The organism is Mesorhizobium sp. KACC 23794, assembly GCF_052180275.1.
GTDB lineage: Bacteria > Pseudomonadota > Alphaproteobacteria > Rhizobiales > Rhizobiaceae > Kumtagia.
In genome coordinates this window covers 2,316,351-2,334,191 of record NZ_CP197465.1, presented here as the reverse complement: position 1 = coordinate 2,334,191, position 17,841 = coordinate 2,316,351, and the positions used below count along the sequence as shown (strand labels likewise).

14 protein-coding genes and 1 pseudogene are annotated in these 17,841 nt (G+C 64.8%); 12 read left to right on the top strand and 3 right to left on the bottom strand.

The window, feature by feature from the left end; translation table 11 throughout:
• Nucleotides 1–477 precede the first annotated feature (477 nt).
• Nucleotides 478–1,101 (top strand): hypothetical protein, encoded by a 624-nt coding sequence (locus ACSBOB_RS11430; RefSeq protein ID WP_442582509.1) that lies wholly within the window; start codon nt 478–480, stop codon nt 1,099–1,101.
• A gap of 1 nt (nt 1,102) precedes the next feature.
• Nucleotides 1,103–2,341: pseudogene (locus ACSBOB_RS11425) on the top strand (site-specific integrase).
• 493 nt (nt 2,342–2,834) lie between these two features.
• On the opposite strand, the gene ACSBOB_RS11420 reads toward ACSBOB_RS11425, so the two are convergent.
• Complete coding sequence (locus ACSBOB_RS11420) at nt 2,835–3,314, bottom strand: MarR family winged helix-turn-helix transcriptional regulator (RefSeq protein WP_442582508.1); 480 nt, start codon at nt 3,312–3,314, stop codon at nt 2,835–2,837.
• Between the two features lie 151 nt (nt 3,315–3,465).
• Here ACSBOB_RS11420 and ACSBOB_RS11415 point away from each other — a divergent pair, with 151 nt between their 5' ends.
• The 6 genes from ACSBOB_RS11415 (at nt 3,466) to ACSBOB_RS11390 (ending at nt 12,364) form a co-directional block, all read left to right on the top strand.
• A complete protein-coding gene (locus tag ACSBOB_RS11415; RefSeq protein ID WP_442582507.1) occupies nt 3,466–5,538 on the top strand; it encodes a hydantoinase/oxoprolinase family protein in 2,073 nt (690 codons plus the stop codon).
• A 10-nt stretch (nt 5,539–5,548) separates the two neighbouring features.
• Nucleotides 5,549–7,306 carry a hydantoinase B/oxoprolinase family protein gene (locus ACSBOB_RS11410; protein WP_442582506.1) on the top strand — a complete coding sequence of 586 codons (1,758 nt, stop codon included), beginning with the start codon at nt 5,549–5,551 and terminating at the stop codon, nt 7,304–7,306.
• 33 nt (nt 7,307–7,339) lie between these two features.
• Nucleotides 7,340–8,446 carry a sugar ABC transporter substrate-binding protein gene (locus tag ACSBOB_RS11405; RefSeq protein ID WP_442582505.1) on the top strand — a complete coding sequence of 369 codons (1,107 nt, stop codon included), beginning with the start codon at nt 7,340–7,342 and terminating at the stop codon, nt 8,444–8,446.
• Nucleotides 8,443–9,987, top strand: a complete 1,545-nt coding sequence (locus tag ACSBOB_RS11400) for a sugar ABC transporter ATP-binding protein (protein WP_442582504.1) — start codon at nt 8,443–8,445, stop codon at nt 9,985–9,987. The genes ACSBOB_RS11405 and ACSBOB_RS11400 overlap by 4 nt, the downstream gene beginning before the upstream one ends.
• Nucleotides 9,988–10,157: 170 nt before the next feature.
• The gene (locus ACSBOB_RS11395; protein WP_442582503.1) at nt 10,158–11,114 is read left to right on the top strand and encodes an ABC transporter permease; all 957 of its coding nucleotides are present in this window, start codon (nt 10,158–10,160) and stop codon (nt 11,112–11,114) included.
• Nucleotides 11,114–12,364, top strand: a complete 1,251-nt coding sequence (locus ACSBOB_RS11390) for a M20 family metallo-hydrolase (RefSeq protein ID WP_442582502.1) — start codon at nt 11,114–11,116, stop codon at nt 12,362–12,364. The genes ACSBOB_RS11395 and ACSBOB_RS11390 overlap by 1 nt, the downstream gene beginning before the upstream one ends.
• Before the next feature lie 106 nt (nt 12,365–12,470).
• On the opposite strand, the gene ACSBOB_RS11385 is transcribed toward ACSBOB_RS11390, so the two are convergent.
• Nucleotides 12,471–13,412 carry an AraC family transcriptional regulator gene (locus ACSBOB_RS11385; RefSeq protein WP_442582501.1) on the bottom strand — a complete coding sequence of 314 codons (942 nt, stop codon included), beginning with the start codon at nt 13,410–13,412 and terminating at the stop codon, nt 12,471–12,473.
• 331 nt (nt 13,413–13,743) lie between these two features.
• The gene (locus ACSBOB_RS11380) at nt 13,744–13,899 is read right to left on the bottom strand and encodes a hypothetical protein (protein ID WP_442582500.1); all 156 of its coding nucleotides are present in this window, start codon (nt 13,897–13,899) and stop codon (nt 13,744–13,746) included.
• An 86-nt stretch (nt 13,900–13,985) separates the two neighbouring features.
• Between ACSBOB_RS11380 and ACSBOB_RS11375 the strand changes: the two genes are divergently transcribed.
• From ACSBOB_RS11375 to ACSBOB_RS11360, 4 genes are read left to right on the top strand one after another with little or no spacing between them, the layout of a single operon-like run.
• Nucleotides 13,986–14,717 (top strand): GntR family transcriptional regulator, encoded by a 732-nt coding sequence (locus ACSBOB_RS11375; protein ID WP_442582499.1) that lies wholly within the window; start codon nt 13,986–13,988, stop codon nt 14,715–14,717.
• Between the two features lie 3 nt (nt 14,718–14,720).
• Complete coding sequence (locus ACSBOB_RS11370) at nt 14,721–15,764, top strand: ADP-ribosylglycohydrolase family protein (RefSeq protein ID WP_442582498.1); 1,044 nt, start codon at nt 14,721–14,723, stop codon at nt 15,762–15,764.
• On the top strand, nt 15,761–16,738 hold the full coding sequence (locus ACSBOB_RS11365) for a PfkB family carbohydrate kinase (protein ID WP_442582497.1): 978 nt from the start codon (nt 15,761–15,763) through the stop codon (nt 16,736–16,738). The genes ACSBOB_RS11370 and ACSBOB_RS11365 overlap by 4 nt, the downstream gene beginning before the upstream one ends.
• Before the next feature lie 28 nt (nt 16,739–16,766).
• Nucleotides 16,767–17,828 carry an ABC transporter substrate-binding protein gene (locus tag ACSBOB_RS11360; protein ID WP_442582496.1) on the top strand — a complete coding sequence of 354 codons (1,062 nt, stop codon included), beginning with the start codon at nt 16,767–16,769 and terminating at the stop codon, nt 17,826–17,828.
• Nucleotides 17,829–17,841 lie beyond the last annotated feature (13 nt).

The following is a 17,841-nucleotide window of genomic DNA, read 5'->3' as shown; positions in this document are numbered from 1 at the left end:
AGCGCCGGGAAGCCTCATGATACTGCCGAGCCGGTAGGCGCCTGCCAGCGCCACCGGACTCGGATTTTCATAGAACATGGTTGTAGTGCTCCTTTTCTCTTTGTGAAGGTGCTGATCGGACGCGCGTCATGCGGCGACCGTGAAGTGTCGGCGAAGCGCAGCGCGCTCAGCGACCCATTTCCCGCAGACTTTGCGAGCCGGGAGTTGGCCAGTCTCCAGCATGTGGTAGGCTTGGCGAGGCGTCTGCTTGATGGCGCGACCGATCTCGGAAGCTCCCCAAAGCAGGTCCAGGCCAGTTGCTTCGTCAGTCTGGTCAACGGTCGACATAAAGGCTCTCCATCAATTAGCGGTTACAACGGAATTCAGCGGTTTCCGTGATTTGAGACGTAACTGATGAAAACGGGTTGCGCAACGCGATAACGGTGCTACAGTGAATTACTGATAGCCAAGGCATATTAGCGGTAACAGGCGGATGCGATGGAAACAGTGAGACTAAATTGGCCGCGCTACAGGGACGGCGTTAAGCACATCGAGGCAGACACCCTTTCTGAATTCAAACCGGTCACAGACCGTCAGGAGGTGGTTCCCTATGAGTTGGCCAAGCTCAAGCAGCCGCTCGCGTTGGATTTCATCAACGCCGATACAAAGGAAAAGAGGATAGCGTTCCTCAGCCACCGTGGGTTCCTGGGTCTACCCCACGAAAAGGAAGATGGCGGTGCCCTTCGCGTTCAATATTTTAAGGAATGGCAGGAGATCATCAGGGATCTATTGATCGGCACCACATCCGACGATCCGAAGGTAGCAGTCGAGACGTTGGATCAGGCGCTCGAAAAGCCGCGTTTCAAACTCAGTATTGACTATTCCGCCGAGAATGATTCGCTAAAGACCTTCCATGAGGCCACGACGCTGTATCACTTCATGGTTCTGGAATGCGTGGCCGCAGGTGTGCGACGTGCGCATCTTGGCAGATGTTCGCATTGCTCGAACTATTTCTTGACAGGACATACGACGGGCCACCGGGCCGATAAGGAACTCTGCTCGCCCAGGTGCAAAACTGCTGCCCATCGGCAACGGAAGCGTGACGCAGAGAAGGGGAACTGAAATGTCAGTTCGTAAGCGCGCATGGAAGACGGCTAGCGGCGAGGAAAAGACCAGTTGGGTGGTTGATTATGCCGACGCCAAGGGGGTGCGCCGGCTCAAGACCTTCACGAAGAAGAAGGAGGCCGATGCTTTCGCCGCCACCGCCAAGGTCGAGGTGCGCGAGGGCGTGCATGTCGCCGACAGTGCGAGCGTCACGGTTAAGACCGCTGGGGAATTCTGGATCGCCACCGGTGAACAGGAAGGGTTGGAGCGCTAGACGATCGATCAACGCCGGCGCCATCTGAAATTGCATCTAGAACCGTTCATCGGCACAACCTTGCTTTCCCAAGTGACGGTTCCCGCCGTGCGAGAATTCGCCGACAGGCTTCACGCCAACGGCCGCTCGCAGGTCATGGTGAGAAAGATACTCGGTTCCTTAAGTGCGCTCGTCGCCGATGCCCAAGAACGCGGTCTAGTCGCCCGCAACGCTGTCCGCGACCTGCGCGGGACGCGCCGCAAGGGCAAGGAACGCCAAGCCGACAAGCGCCAGAAGGGAAAGCTGAAGATTGGCGTCGACATACCGACGCGGGAGGAGATCAAGGGTATCATCGACGCAGTTAAAGGCCGCTGGCGGCCCCTGCTCATCACCGCAGTTTTCAGCGGCATGCGCTCTTCCGAGCTTCGGGGATTGCGGTGGAGCGATATTGATTTCGACAAGCGACAGATCAACGTTCAACAGCGCGCCGACGATTACAACGCTATCGGCAGGCCGAAGTCCGCATCTGGGGAGCGCGCGATCCCAATTCCCCCCATGGTCGCCAATGCGCTTAAGGAATGGAAACTGGCGTGTCCTCGCCGCCCCACCAAGCGCCTCGACGCCGACGGCAATGCGGTGATGGAGCTCCACTTCGTTTTCCCGACAGGGACAGGCAACATCGAAAGCCGTTCGAACATTACCAAGCGCGGATTCCTCTCCACCCAACTCGCGGCCGGCGTGACAGTGGACACCGGCGAGGTAGACAAGAGGGGCCGCCCAATCATGGCAGCGAAATACGGCGGGCTACACAGCCTGCGGCATTTCTATGCCTCTTGGTGCATCAACCGACCACAAGAGGGCGGACTTGGGCTGCCGCTGAAAATGGTCCAGGAGAGACTAGGCCATAGCTCCTTGCAGATGACCGCCGACACTTACGGACACCTGTTTCCGCGCAGCGATGACGGCGACGAGTTGGCCGCCGCGGAACGCTTCTTTCTGGCTTAGTGCGACATGGGTGCGACATAGAGACAAATTTCGCAAGAAATTCAACAACCGCGCCAAGTATCATAATCCTGGGGTCGGGGGTTCGAGTCCCTCCTCCGCTACCACTAGACCCACCATAAAATCTGGGTGGAGTCTGACCAAATCGGCCTCCCGTTACCGCCGTTCCCACCGGCAAGTTGGCCGGTGCCGCTTGTCGAGAATGGATAAAACGTTCCTCCGCTACCAACGGTCATATCCCCAGCTTTGGGGGCGTGGCGTGCCCCGCGCAAGAACGGAGCCAGGCTCAACTCTACCAGCATACGCACCGCAGGATCTCCGTACTGTCGACATGACGGCCTGAAAAACATGGAACGCGCCCGATCACAGGGCGCGGCATCCGGACGCAACTCTTCCTTGACGCCGAGTTGGCGACATGACTTCTTCGACATGTCCCTTTCGATCGCAGAAATCCACCACCCTCGGTTGACTCAACGGCGGGGCTTCCCGAGCACCATCATCCCTTCATGACTTCGGATTTCAGCAGATTGGGGCCTTCCGCGATCTTCCTTGCCAGTTCGAAGAACGTCGTTCGCTCCGCCGGCGACAAGGGCGCCAGCCACTCTTCCTGACGCCGGCGTGAAACGTCGATGAGTTCGGTAAGCAGCTCTTCCCCTGAAGGCGTCGCGAAAAGGCGTTTCTCGCGCCCGTCGGAATCGGAAATTTCCTGAACGAGATACCCCCGCTCCTCCAGCAGCGAGACGGCGCGGCTGATGGTATTCTGCGGCCGCGGAAAGAGCAGTCGGATTTCCTTGGCGCGTATCCCCGGAAACATCTTCACCGCATAAAGCGCGGACCAGGCCTGCACGGGCATCCGGAAGCGCCGCTCGATGAAACGGTCAGTGACGGCGTTGTTGCCCAGCACGACGTAGCTGATCACCGTCAGCTCGCGCAGGTCGCCCGCAAACATTTTGTCCAACAGGTCCTTGGCGCTCATCGCTGTCCTCCGCTCGGATCGCCGGTCCCAGGAGGTTTGCCTGAGGCATCCATCCGGCCGCCGCTGAGGTTTAATATATATCCATATGGATTCAACTTGCCAGATCGATCCAAATGGATCAATGTTTCGCAATACCCTGCTGGAGGCTGGAATGATTGCACTGGGCGTCGACGTTGGAGGAACGTTCACGGACCTCATCCTGGCCGACCTGGCGAAGGGGACGGTCACGATCCACAAGACGCCGTCCACACCCAGCAATTCCGCCGAGGGCGTGGTCGAGGGCATCAAAGGGATCTGCGAGATCGCAGGCGTCACGCCCGATGAGATCGAGGCGATCTTCCACGGCACCACCGTCGGCACCAATGCGATGCTGGTTCATGACGGCGCCGTCACCGGCATGATCACCAATGAGGGTTTTCGGGACATCCTGCATATCGGACGCCACCAGCGCCCGCAGCACTACTCGATCATGCAGGACCTGCCATGGCAGAGCCGCCCGCTGATCCGTCGCCGCTTCCGCAGGACCGTCGCCGGCCGCCTCGATGCCAGGGGTGCGGAACTCGTCCCGCTCGACGAAGCAGCCGTCGCAGCCGCGGCGCGCGAACTGGGCGAGGCCGGCGTCGAGGCGATCCTCATCGGCTTCCTGTTCTCCTATGTTAATCCCGCCCACGAAAGACGCGCCGCCGAGATCGTGCGCGGCATCCTGCCGGACGTGTTCGTGACGACCTCGGCGGAGGTCTCGCCGCAGTTCCGCGAGTTCGAGCGCTTCACCACGGCCGCGATGTCCGCCTTCATCGGCCCCAAGGTTCGCCGCTACATCGGCAATCTCAGCGACGAACTGCGAAAGCTGGGTGTCACCGGCGAACTGCGCGTCATGACCTCCTCCGGCGGCCTCGCCACACCCGAGATGATCGCCGAGCGGCCGGCGACCACGCTGCTGTCCGGTCTCGTCGCCGGCGTGCGCGGCGGCGCCTGGGTGAGCGAACATGCGGGAACCGACAGGTTGGTCACACTCGACATCGGCGGCACCAGCGCCGACATCGGCATCATCCGCGACGGCCGCCTCGCCGAGGCGGACGCCCGCAGCGCAAAGATCGCGGACTTCCCGGTAATGCTGCCGATGATCGACATCCACACGATCGGCGCTGGCGGCGGCTCGATCGCCTATATCGACCGCGGCAAGGCATTTCGCGTTGGTCCCCAGAGCGCCGGGGCCGACCCCGGACCGGCGGCTTACGGCCGCGGCGGCTCCCTGCCCACGGTCACCGACGCCAATCTGGTGCTTGGCCGGCTGGTCGCCGACAACTTCCTCGGCGGACGGATGTCGCTCGATGCGGAGGCGTCGGCACGCGTCATCGGCGAACTGGCCGGCCGGCTCGGCCGCTCGCCCGAGGAAACCGCGGAGGGCGCGCTGACCGTTCTCAACAGCAACATGGCGAACGCCATCCGCTCGCGCACGGTGCAGAAGGGCATCGATCCGCGCGGGTTCACGCTTGCCGGCTTTGGCGGCGCCGGTCCGCTGCACGCGGCCGAAGTCGCGGCCATGCTCGACATGCAGGACGTGCTGATCCCGCCGCATCCGGGCATAACGTCGGCGGTCGGCCTGCTCACCGCCGACCTCGAATATCACGCCCTGCGGACGGCCTTCGCGGTCAAGGGCGCGCTCGACATCGCCCGGTTGCAAACCCTGTTCGACGACATGGAAGAGGAACTCGGCGCGATCTTCGAACGCGACAAGGTGCCGGCAGAGCGCGTGCGCATGCTGCGCCAGGCCGATCTGCGTTATGTCGGCCAGGGCTACGAACTCAAGATCGACGTTCCGGACGGCGCCCTGACGGAGGCAGCGCTCGACAATGTCTGGCGCGCCTTCCACGATCGCCATCGCGAGGAATACGGCCACGCCTTCGAGGCCAGCCCGATCGAGATCGTCACGGTCAAGGTGCGCGGCCTCGGCATGGTCGACAAGCTGGCCGAGCCACCAGCCTACAAGGTGTCCGGCGAGCCGAGGCAGGTCGGCGCCGGGCGATGTGTGTTCCGTGTCAACGACGTGCTCGAGACATTCGAGACGCCGCATATCGAGCGGACCTCGCTTCCGGTCGACCGCAGGTTCGACGGACCGGCAATCCTCCTGCAGACGGACACCACCACGGTCGTCCCGCCGGGCTGGACCTACTGGGCCGACCGCCACGGCAATGTGCGCATGACGCGCGACCACAAGGCTTGAGGGGAAAACCATGCAGACGCGCGTCGATCCTTTCCTTGCAGCGGTCATCCACGGGGCGCTGGAGAACATTGCCATCGAGATGGGCCACAAGCTCATGCGGATGAGCTATTCGAGCATCATCCGCGAGAGCGAGGATTTTGGCGCCGCGCTGACGGACGCCACCGGCCGCCAGCTTTGCGAATGCACGATGAGCACGCCCCTGCAGTCCGGGCCGATCCCCGGTTACATCGCCGGCATCCTGCGTGAACTCGGCAAGCGCGGCGACAAGGTCGGCCCCGGCGACGTGTTCATGCACAACGATCCCTATGGCGGTGCGTCCCATGGACCCGATGTCGGCTTCGCGGTGCCGATCTTCCACAAGGGAGAGCTCGCGGGTTTCTCGGTCACGACCGCGCACCATCTCGACATCGGCGCGCTGACGCCGGGCAGTTGCGGCATCGTCGATGCGGTCGACACCTATGCCGAGGGACTGCAATTCAAGGCCGTGCGCGTCTACGAGGCCGGGCGGAAGATCGAGCCTGTCTGGCAGATCCTGCGCAGCAACATCCGCATTGCCGACCTCGTGGTTGGCGACATGGAGGCGCAGGTGGCGGCCGCGCGCATCGGCGCCGAGCGCTACGCCGCGCTGCTCGACCAGTACGGCCTCGACACCGTCACCGGCGCCTACGAGGACCTGCTCGACTATTCGGAAAACCTCATGCGCGACGCGATCGCCCGCATTCCCGACGGCCGCTACAACGCAAGGACCTTCATCGACGGCTATCTCGACAGCCCGGACCCGGCACTGAAGGAACTGCCGATAGAGGTGACCCTGACCGTCAAGGGCTCCGACATCCATGTCGACCTGACCGGCACCGCGCCGCAGACGCCCAACAAGCCGATCAACATGCCGCTGGTCGGCACGGTGGATTGCGCAGTCTGGCTGACGCTCCGCTCAATCCTGCTGGACAGCGACGTCTACGGCGCGATCCCGCAGAACAGCGGCCTCACCCGCCCGATCACCATCTTCGCGCCTGAAGGCTGCCTGGCGAACCCGATCTTCCCTGCCCCTGTCATCGCCCGCTTCTGCCCAGGCAACGCCGTGGCGGATACGGTGATGAAGGCGATCGCCCCGGCTGTCCCGCAGCAGGTCAGCGCCGGCATCGGCAACCTGCGCGTCATGGCCTTCAGCGGTGTCTCGCAGGGCGCGCCTTGGGTCCACATGGAGATCATGGAGGGCGCCTATGGGGGCCGGCACGGCAAGGACGGCATGGACGCGGTCGACACGCTCTATGCCAACACCCGCAACAATCCCATCGAGGACATCGAGTCCCATCTGCCGCTGCGCGTCCTCAACTATGAACTGCGCGAAAACGTGGCGGGCGCGGGTGCATCGCGCGGCGGCATCGGGTCGATCCGCTCGTTCGAACTGCTGGAGGACGGCGCGGTTTCCATCGAGGGTGACGGCCAACGCTTCCGTCCCTGGGGTTTTCTCGGCGGTGCCGATGGTTCCCCGGCGAAGGTGCACCTGTTGCGCGCGGCCGGCGGCACGGAAGACCTGCCGTCGAAGATCCCCTACCGGCATCTCGCCAAGGGCGACCGCATCACCGCCTACGGGCCGTGTGGCGGCGGCTACGGCGACCCGATGACCCGCGATCCCGGCGCCGTGCTCGACGACGTTCTGAACGGGCTGATCGACGCGCAGACGGCGCGGTCCGACTACGGCGTTGCCCTGGACGGCAACGTCATCGACCACGCGGCGACCCGCACGCTGCGCGGACAACACTAAAGGGAACCACGGCGTCTCACAGAGGAGAAACAGATGAAACGCGTTGCATCGATTACAGGCATGGCTTCGGCATTGGTGCTGGCCGCGCTGCTGCCGGCGGCCGCGCAGGACGGCGTCGACAAGGCCAAGGCGAACATCGCCGCCTACACCGGCATTCCCGACTTCGTACCGGCCGGCGAGCCCTTCGACGCCAAGGCCTGCATGGCCGGCAAGAAGATCTTCACGATCCCGGCGTCGAGCGCCATCCCCTTCATCAAGACGATCAGCGACCACAAGTCCAAGATCGCCGGGCAGCTCGGCTTCGAGCACATGGAGTGGGAGAATCAGGGCAATCCCACGCAGTGGATCCAGGGCATGGACTATGCCGCCAACAACGGCTTCAACCTGGTCAGCCTGCTGGCAGGGGCCGATCCGCGCTTCTTCGAGCCGCAGGTCATGCAGACCCAGGCCAAGGGCCTCAAGGTCGTCACCTCGCACCTGACCGGCCTGGAGCAGGACGCGCCGGCGGGCGTCGATGCCGCCGTCGCCATCGACTACCGCAAGGCCGGTGAACTGATGGCCGACTGGACCATCGCCAAGACCGAAGGCAAGACCAACGCGCTGGTGCTGGTCTCGAACGAGGCGCTGTCGACGGACTCGATCGTCGGCGGCCTCAAGGAGGCCTTCGACACGCGCTGCCCGGACTGCAAGTACGAGATCGTCAACGTGCCGATCACCGACTGGGCGACCAAGATCCAGCCGACCGTGGCGGGCGCCCTGCAGGCGAACGCCGACCTCAACTACGTCATTCCGATCTACGACAGCATGTCGAGTTTCGTCACGCCGGCGATCGCCATCGCAGACCGCGGCGACAAGGTGAAGGTCGCGACCTTCAACGGGACGCCCTTCGCGCTCGACCTGATCCGGACCGGCGACGTGGAGATGGACATCGGCGAAAACCTCGACTGGATCGCGCACGCCATGCTCGACGCAGAGATGCGCCTGCTCTGCGGCAAGGAGACGATTCGCGACTCAAAAGTTCCGCTGCGCATCTTCGACGCAAGGAACATTGCCGAAACCGGCGAACCCGCCGATGCCGCCAAGGGTTATGGCGACGCCTATGTCGAAGGCTATCGCAAGCTCTGGCAGATCGCCGAGTGACCATAGGGACTGTTCCCCGGCTGGCGATCAGGGGACTGAGCAAGTCCTTTGGCGGGGTTCACGCGCTGTCGCGCGCGGACCTTGCCGTCATGCCCGGCGAGATCCACGGTCTGCTGGGCAAGAACGGGTCGGGGAAGTCCACGCTCATCAAGATCCTCTCCGGCTTCCACAAGCCGGATGAGGGCAGCCTCGAACTCGACGGCAGGCCGATTCCCCTACCGATCCCGCCTGGCCGCAGCGAGAAGATCGGCCTCTCCTTCGTCCATCAGAATCTCGGCCTCCTGCTTGAAGCGACCGCCCTGGAAAACCTGATCGCCGGAGAGCACGGCCGCGCCGGACAATGGTTCATCAACTGGAGCGCCGAGGCCGCTCGTGCCCGCCAGCTTTTCGAGCGGCATCATCTCGACCTCGATCCCTGGGCGACCGTCGGCGACCTCTCGCCGGTCAAGCGCGCGCAACTTGCCATCGTGCGCGCGGCCGACCGCGTCGGGTCGCACAACGAGCACGCGACGCCCGGCCTGCTCGTCCTCGACGAACCGACGCCCTTCCTGCCGATCGAAGATGTCCGCCAGCTCTTCGCCATGATGCGCCGGCTGAAAGAGACGGGGGTCGGCATCATCTTCGTCTCGCACGATATCGACGAGGTCATGGAGATCACCGACCGCGCGACCGTGCTTCGCGACGGGGAGGTGATCGACAGTTTCGACACCGCAATTATCAGCCGAGCGCGCATCGTCGAAGCGATCGTTGGCCGTTCCCTGACGCAGGAGCGGCTTGTCGGTGCCGTACCTGCCGCGACGAAGCCGGCGGTATCGATCACCGGTCTTGCCGGCCGGGTCGTCGGCGGTCTGGAATTCGACGTCGCGCCCGGGGAGATCCTGGGTCTCACCGGCCTGATCGGCTCCGGCTACGACGAGGTGCCCTATCTCCTGGCCGGCGCCCATGCCGCGCGCTCGGGACGGCTGGAGATGGGCGGAGCGATCCACGATCTCGCCGCCATGAGGCCGGCGGATTCGATGGCCGCCGGGATCGCCTTCATCCCGGCCGACCGGCAGAAGCTCGGTCTCGCCCTCGATCTCAGCCTCACCGAGAATGCCATGCTGCCCATGGCCGCGCGCGGCGACCTCCTGCTCGACCATCGGGCACGTCAGGCCAGGACGGCAGAGCTGATGCGCCGTTTCGTGGTCAAGGCGCAAGCGCCGCAACAGGCCGCTTCGGAGCTGTCGGGCGGCAACCAGCAGAAGCTTCTGCTCGCCAAGTGGCTCCAGCTCGATCCGAAACTCGTGCTCCTCGACGAACCGACCCAGGGCATCGACATCGGCGCGCGCCGCGAGATCTACGACCGCCTGCTCGAAGCCTGCGCCAGGGGCGCTTCGGTCATCTGCGCGACCTCCGAGTTCGAACAGCTCGAAATGATCGCGCACCGTGTGCTCGTGTTCGAGCGCGGCCGCGTCAAGGCCGAACTGCGGGGCGGCGAAGTCACCAAGTCCGGCATCGAAGCGGCCTGTTACGGGGAAACCAGAATTCATGCGCCCGCATAGAGCAGTTTGCACTCAGGTCGACCCCTTCTGCCGACGACGGTTTGGGTCAAGGTCGAGGGGTTCGTCGCAGGCCGGGCTGGTGGCCCGGACAAGACGAAGCCCGATGGATTTGGTCCAAACCGGCCCGGCAGAAGGGGTCGACCTGAATGCAAACTGCTCTGAGAACGATCATGGCTAATCCCGGCTACCAGCTCGAACGGTTCGGCCTCGTCATCGTGTGGCTGGCGGTCATCGCCCTGTTCGGCGCGATGCGTCCCGAGAGCTTCCTCACCTGGTCCAACTTCTCCAGCATCTTCGGGTCCGAAGCAGTGCTGGTCATCGTGACGCTCGGCCTGATCATTCCTTTGACGGCGGGCGATTTCGATCTCTCGATCGCGCAGACCCTGACCTTCACGTCGATGCTGACCGCGATCCTCAGTGCCCGCATGGGTGTGCCGATCGGACTAATCATTCCGATCGCGCTTGCCGCCGGCGCCGTGGTCGGCCTGATCAACGGCGCGATCACGCTCTACTTCCGTGTCCATTCGCTGATTGTCACGCTCGGCGTCGGCACTTTCCTGCACGGCGTCACGCTGTGGATCAGCGACAGCCAGACGATCAGCGGCGTGGCGCGCGTCCTCATGCAGTACGTCATCATCCAGCGGCTCTTCGGCATCCCGCTGAGTTTCTACTACGCCATCGTGCTTGCGGCGCTCGTCTGGTACGTGCTGTCCTACACCGCCTTCGGCCAGCAATTGCTGTTCACCGGACGCGGACGCGAGGTCGGGCGCCTGACAGGGGTAGCCGTCGGCCGCGTGCGCATGACGGCCTTCATGGCCTCCGGCATGATGGGCGCCATTGCCGGCATCCTCTACACGGGCACGACCGGATCGGCCAATCCCACCTCCGGCACGACGCTGCTCCTGCCGGCCTTCGCGGCGGCCTTCCTCGGCGCCACCTGCATCAAGCCCGGCCGCTTCAATGCCTGGGGCTCGGTCATCGCCGTCTATTTCCTCGTCACCGGCATCAACGGCCTGTCCGTGCTCGGTTTCCGCACGTTCGTACACGACCTCTTCTACGGCGGGGCGCTGGTGGTCGCGGTGATGGTTTCGCAGCTCGTCAGCGGGCGCAAGGAAAGGACCCTCTGATGAACTATCCGGCAAACAGGCCGCGTTCGGCCATCGCGATCGATGCGGAACGGCTGTGGTCACGGCACATGGAGATGGCTGATATAGGCGCGATCGACGGAACCGGGTCGTGCCGCCTCGCCATGTCGGCCGAGGACGCGCAGGCCCGCGCGCTGCTCGCCTCCTGGTGCAAGAAGGCCGGCCTCGACGTCCATGTCGACGGCGCCGGCAACATGTTCGCCGTCCGGCCGGGCAGTGATCCCCGACGCCTGCCCGTCGCTTCGGGCAGCCATCTCGACACGCAGCCGCATGGCGGCCGCTTCGACGGCATCTCGGGCGTGCTCGCGGCCCTCGAAGTCATCGAGACGCTGAACGATCAGGGGATCGAGACTGCTGCGCCGCTGGCGGTCGTGAACTGGACGAACGAGGAAGGGGTGCGCTACGCCCCGGGGCTTCTCGGCTCGGCCTGGAATGCCGGCCTGCTCGACGACGCAGCACTCGACCGCGTCAAGGCTGCCGACGGCACGCCGTTCCGGCAGGAAGCGCGCGAGCGCGGCTGGCTGGGCGACAGCGTCGAAAAATTTCCGCTGGGCGCCTTCCTGGAACTGCATATCGAGCAGGGCCCGATCCTCGAACAGGAAGGGTTTCAGGTGGGGATCGTGACATCCGTGCAGGGCCTGCGCTGGCTCGACGTAGACGTCAGGGGAACCGACGCGCATGCCGGCACGACGCCGCTGGACCAGCGGCAGGACGCGCTGCTGGCCTCGGCCCGCATGCTGGTGGCCGTGAACGAAATCGGGCGCCGCTACGGCTCCTCGGCGCGGGTAAGCGTCGGCCAGTTGCGGACGGCCACCGACGGTCCGAGCACGGTCGTCGGACATGCGTCTTTCGTCGTCGACATCAGGCATCCGGATGCCGATACGCTCGAGCGGCTGAGCCGGGAATGCGCGGCAGCCTGTGTGGCGAACGGCAAGGCGCTCGGCTGCGCGGTCGACATCTCCGACCGCATCTCCGTCCCTCCGACGGTGTTCCACGACGCCTGCGTCGAGGCCCTGGAGAATGGCGCGCAGCAGCAGGGATATTCCTATCGACGCATGGCGAGCGGCGCCCTTCACGACGCCGCCAACGTCGCCAAGGTCGCGCCGACGGCGATGCTCTTCGTGCCGTGCCGAGACGGCATCAGCCACAATGTCAGGGAATATGCCTCGCCGGAAGACCTGGCCGCGGGGACGAATGTCCTGTTGCATGCACTTCTGAAGCTGGCCGGATAGACACTGGTTGGGCAGCTGCGCCTGGCGACCAAAATGACGCCAGGCACGGTCTGCGCAGACCGATCGGCCCTAGGCGGAGGCCCGGTACATCCGCCTGGAAGGATGGCTATGCTGCGTAGTGGTCGGTGGCCCGCCCGCCAGCATTTCGTGCGAAATGACTTGGCGGCTGACCGACTTCCCTGCGGAAGGCCGTGCTGAAGGCGCTGGCCGACTCGTAGCCGATCGCCGCCGCGACCTCGTCCAGGGTCTTGTCGTCCCGTTGCAGGATGTCCTTGGCCCGCGCCATGCGCCACTTCATGACATACTCCATGGGCGGCATCCCGACCTTTTGCGAAAAGCGTTCGCTGAATGTCGAGCGGGACAGGCCTGCGACGCGGGCGAGTTCCTCCACGGTCCAGACCCGCGCGACGTCCGCGTGAATCTGCCGGAATGCCTTTGCGAGCTTTGCATCGGCCAGTCCCCGCAGCAAACCGGATTTGGAGTCGTCGGTCACGACGCTCAATTGCTGGCGTAGCGCCTCCACCAGCATGACCTCCACGAGACGCTCGACGATCAAATCCCGTCCGGGGCGTTCGCGTAGCGCTTCGTCCGAGAGGAGCTCCATCGTCTGGGCCAGACGGCTCGCTGCCTGGTCCGCATTCCGGATGTGAACAAGCGAAGGGAGGAGGCTCAGGAGAAGGGGCTTGTTGACGGGATCGAACCAGAAATAGCCGCCGAGCAGCTGGAATTCAGCGTCCCCATGCGCAACCCCGTGCCGGATTTCCCTGGCATCCCCGGCAGTGTCAGACTCCATCGCCACGGGGACGGCGTCGGAGCCGCTCGACATCACAAAACCAGGATTGGGCGGCATGAGAACGAAATCGCCGCTCGCCAGATGGAGAGGGTCCAAACCGCTGGCGCTCAAAAGGCATTGTCCCTTGAGCACAAGGCCGAATCCCACGTTTTCAAGGCGGGCGTAGCGCACGCCCCAGGTCCCGGATCCGCTGATGATCTTCGCGAAGACGGTGCGCGGGCGTAGCAACGATATGATGGCGGCGAGCGGCTCCATCAGGACAGTATGTAACATTTTCAGGGAACTGACTACAGATCGTCCGGCCGGCGCTCTTGGCAAGTCCTATCGATGGCAAGGGGCGCTGCATAGGCACCGTCTTCGTTGACCCCCCCGCGGCGGTCCCCTCAAGATAGGAAGGCGTCTATCTGCATGCGTCGGAAACCGGATCGAAGGCGAGATGGGCGTCGGGCCGATGGATCACCTCCTACAACCGTCAACCGGGCGACCCCGAAACAGACCTGCCCTTGTGTATGCAATTCCACGCGAGAGCGGTCTGAGGCGGCTCTTCGCCATCCTGAAAATGGACGGAGAACGACTGGACATTTTATCACGCTGCAAAGCTGCTCGCATGTTCGCGCAGCTTTGCCTCGGCCGCATCGAGTTCCGCAACCCGGTGCGCCAGCAGCCAGTCCATGCGGCCCGACGGAGCTTCGTCCGCGAAATCCGTTGCCGCCAGCGACTTGCCCAGTTGCAATCCCGGCAATGGTTTGGCGGATCGTGACCCAATGTGGTTGACGCTACGGCATTCTCCCGATAATGAACAGGATCATACAGGTTCATTAAACAGGTATGACTGTGTTTCGATCGTCGCTTTCGTCAGCGCCTGGAACGGGAAAGCCGGAGAAGATCGCGACGGTGCTCGAGCAGGAGATCCGGTCCGGCTTACTCGGCTTCGGCGACCGCCTGCAAAGCGAGAACGAACTCGTCCAACGCTTTTCGGTCAGCCGCAACACGGTCCGCAAGGGGCTGGAGGAACTTTCCAATCGCGGGCTGATCACCACCCGGGTCGGCATGGGCTCCTTCGTCACCTTCGACGGCAAGATGGTCGACGATGCGATCGGCTGGTCGCGCGCGCTGGCCGACGCCGGAGCCAATGCCGAGACCCGCACCTTGCGGCTGGAGATCATCGAGGACGTGGAACTGGCGGCAAGACTCGGGATCGAGAATCCGGTCTTCATCGCGGTCGACCGCGCGCGCACCAATGCGGATGACGGCCACGCCATCTCCATCGAGCGCAGCCGCCTGCCGCTGTCGCCGGAACTGGAGGAAGTACCGCTGAAAGGCCTGCGCGAGGGCTCGCTGCACCAGACCTTGCGCGGCGCGGGGCTGGTTCCCGACCACGGCGAGGAGTGGGCCGACATCGAGATGCTGTCCGCCGGGGACGCGGCGATCCTCGCCTGTGCTCCGGGGACGCCGTTCCTGCGCACCCGCCGGCTGACACGCGCCGCCGACGGGCGGCCGATCGAATATATGACCAGCCTGCTCAATCCGGCGCATTTCGCGCTGCACCTGGAATTCTGAGCCATGGCGGAGACGGACCTCTCCGGCATGATCGACAGGGCGGCGGGCGCGTTGGTCGGCGGCGCGCTGGGGGATGCGCTCGGCATGCCGACGCAGCTTCTGTCGCCCGCGCAGATCGAAGCGGCTTATGGCTTTGTCGACCGTTTCGTCGAACCGTCGCCGGACCATCCGGTGTCGCGCGGGCTCGCCGCCGGCACCATCACCGACGATACCGAGCAGGCCCTGCTGCTCGGCCGCATCCTGCTTTCGTCCGCAGGCGGTTTCGACCACAGGCGCTGGGTCGACGCCCTGCTCCGCTGGGAGCGCGAGGTGAAGGCGCGCGGCAGCTACGACCTGCTCGGCCCGTCGACGAAGCGCGCGCTCGACGCCATCAATGACGGCGTTTCGCCGGACGAGGCGGGGCGTTACGGCGACACCAACGGCGCGGCCATGCGCATCGCGCCGGTCGGCATCTTGATGCCGGCCGAGCCGGTTGCAGCGCTGGTCGCCAAGGTTGCCGAGACCTGCCGCGCCACGCACAACACGTCGGTCGCCATCGCTTCGGCTTCCGCTGTCGCCGCCGCCGTCAGTGTCGGCGTTTCCGGCGGCGACTGGCGGCAGGCGTCCGACCATGCTGTCGCGGCGGCGCGGGAAGGCGCAAGGCTCGGGCACTGGGTGACGGGCGGCGACATCGCAGCGCGCATCGAGTGGGCGCGGGAACTTGTGCGCGGCAAGGCGGCGCCCGAGGCGATCCGCCTGGTCACCGATCTCGTCGGCACCGGCGTCGCCTCGCAGGAATCGGTGCCCGCAGCCTTCGCCGTGCTGGAGATCGCCGGCGGCGACCCATGGCAGGCGGCTGTGATCGGCGCCAATCTCGGCGGCGACACCGACACGATCGGCGCGATCGCCGGCGGCATGGCCGGCGCTTGCGCCGGCTGGTCCCGGCTTCCGCAGGACAGGATCGCGCAACTCAAGGGCATCGACCTCTCCGAGGTCCAGGCGCTCGCCGCCAGCCTCGTCGCGGCGCGGCTCGCCACCGCCGGCGGCGGCAAGGAGGCCCCGGCATGAATCCGGCCCGGCTCGTCCATGTCGGCAGCGCGGTGGTGGACTATGTCTACCGCATCGACGCCCTGCCGACGCCGGGCGAGGACAAGATCGCCGACGCCTATGCCCAAGTGATCGGCGGCGGCTTCAACATGATGGCGGCGGCGGCGCGCACCGGCATGAAGGTGCTGTTCGGCGGCCAGCACGGCACCGGCCCGGTCGGCGATTTCTTGCGACGGGCGCTCGCGGCCGAGGGGATCGATATCCTTACGCCGCAGGCGCCGGATAGGGATACGGGCAATTGCGTCGTGCTGGTCACCGCCGATGCCGAGCGGACCTTTGTGTCCATCGCCGGAGCCGAAGGTTTCCTGACCCCGGCCTCGCTGGCGCCGGTGATGCCCGGGGCCGGCGACTGGGTCTTCACCTCCGGTTATACGCTGACCTATCCGGACAGCCGCGAGGTGCTGGCCGACTGGATCGCCGCGCTGCCGGCCGGGATCATTTTCGCCCTCGATCCGACCTCGGTCGTCGCCGGCATCCCTTGCGACCTGCTCGCCCGCGTGCTGAAGCGCACGGACTGGCTCTCCTGCAACGCCTACGAGGCCGGCGTTATCGCCGGCCAGGGGACGGTCGAGGAGACCGCAGCCCGGCTGCTCTCAGAACATTGCCCCAACGCTGCGGGAATCGTCATCCGCCAGGGGGAGCGCGGGTGTTTTCTCCGCCTCGCCAATGGCAATGCGTGGCATGTGCCCGCCTTCGCCGTCGATGCCGTCGACACCAACGGCGCCGGCGACACCCATGTCGGCGCCTTCGTCTGCGCCCTGTCGCGCGGCGCCGATCCCCTCGAGGCCGCGCGCTACGCCAACGCGGCGGCGGCGATCTCGGTCACCCGCCATGGCGGTTCGTCGGCACCGACGCATGCCGAGATTGAGATTTTCCTGAACGGTGCCGTCGCGCCAGCGTCGGCAGGAACCCGCAACGAGAAGGCCAATGCCTGAAGAGGGCAAACAAGGAGAGGAACCAACCATGCGCATGCCCAAAATTCTCGCAGTCCTGGCGGCTACCGCCACATTCACATCCGCGCTCGCATTAGCCGTCCAGGCCGACGAACTGCACGTCCTCAACTGGAAGGGTTACGGCGCGGACGAACCCTGGGCCGTCGAAGCCTTCGAGAAGGCGACGGGCCACAAGGTGGTCAACGATTTCTTCAATTCCGAGCAGGAGATGCTGACCAAGATCAGGACGAATCCCGGCCTCTACGACGTCGTCATGATCAACGCGGCCTTCAACGACCAGGCGATGGGCGAGAAGCTCCTGCAGCCGATCGACGTGTCGAAGATCCCGAACGCAGCCAACATCAGCGCGGAAAAGGCCGGCTCGCCGATGCTCAATCATGACGGCAAGGTTTTTGGCGTGCCATGGGTATGGGGCCTGACCGCGCTGGCGATCAACGACAAGGCCTTCGACACGCCGCCGACCAGCATCGGCGTGATGTGGGACGAGGCGCGCAAGGGCCGCGTGGTGATCCGCGACGACGCTGTCGAGGCGATCCAGTTCGGCGCCATCGCATCGGGCCAGAACATCAACGACATCAAGGACATGGAAGCTGTGAAGGCGAAACTCACCTCGCTGATTCCGCAGATCCGCACCTTCTGGAGCTCGGAAAATGACTGGAACCAGATGGTGGCGTCCAATCAGATCGACGTCGGCACCTATTGGAGCGGGTCGGCCGACCGGGCGAAAACGCATTTCAAGCTGCCGGTCTCGCTCGTCATCCCAGAGGAAGGCGCGGTCGCCTGGCTCGACGCCTGGTCGATTCCCGTCGGCGCCAAGAACGTCGCCGGCGCCGAGGCCTTCATCAATTACATGATCGATCCCGGATTCTACGTCGAATGGGTCACCAAGGTCGGCGCGCCGGTTTCGGCCAACGACAAGGCGCTCGCCGGTCTGCCGGAGGATTCCTTCAACCGCAAGGTCATGGGCGATCCGGCCGTGGCCAAGCGCATCCAGTTCCAGGCGCCGGTCACCGACGCGCAGCGCGAGCAGTACCTGGCGCTCTGGCAGGAATTGAAGGTGAACGTGAAGTGACCTGACGTCTTGG